The organism is Terrisporobacter mayombei, assembly GCF_020748465.1.
Taxonomy (GTDB): domain Bacteria; phylum Bacillota; class Clostridia; order Peptostreptococcales; family Peptostreptococcaceae; genus Terrisporobacter; species Terrisporobacter mayombei.
In genome coordinates this window covers 1-433 of record NZ_JAHZMP010000296.1, presented here as the reverse complement: position 1 = coordinate 433, position 433 = coordinate 1, and the positions used below count along the sequence as shown (strand labels likewise).

The 433-nt window shown below is 48.5% G+C and carries 1 protein-coding gene; it reads left to right on the top strand.

Annotated elements, in window-relative coordinates; all coding sequences use genetic code 11:
• On the top strand, window positions 1-400 hold a 400-nt coding region (locus tag K0039_RS25555; protein ID WP_228106930.1), incomplete at its 5' end, for a CNNM domain-containing protein.
• Window positions 401-433 lie beyond the last annotated feature (33 nt).

Below are 433 nucleotides of genomic sequence, written 5' to 3'. Positions count from 1 at the left end.
TGATGCGGCATTTTCTCCAGCTTTTCACAGCCTGTTCTCCCGCTATATGTCGGCAGAGCTCTCTGAGCAACTGAGCTTTATTCTCTCTTTCTCGTTAGTGAATGGCATGTTTATCCTGTTTGCGGATTTAAACCCGAAACACATCGGTATGATTGCGCAAGAAGCTGCCGCTTTGCGTATCATCAACCCGATGCGCTTCTGCCTGTACGTTTGCACCCCGCTGGTGTGGGTCTTCAACGGACTGGCGAACATAATACTCCGTATTTTCATAATGCCAATGGTACGTAAAGATGACATAACTTCTGATGAAATCGACGCGGTAGTGGAGGCCGGTGCGCTGGCGGGCGTGTTACGTAAACAGGAACACGAGCTGATTGAAAACGTCTTTACGAACCGCTAAGCCTCTTTGAGTCTGGTGCCATTTTGTTGTATC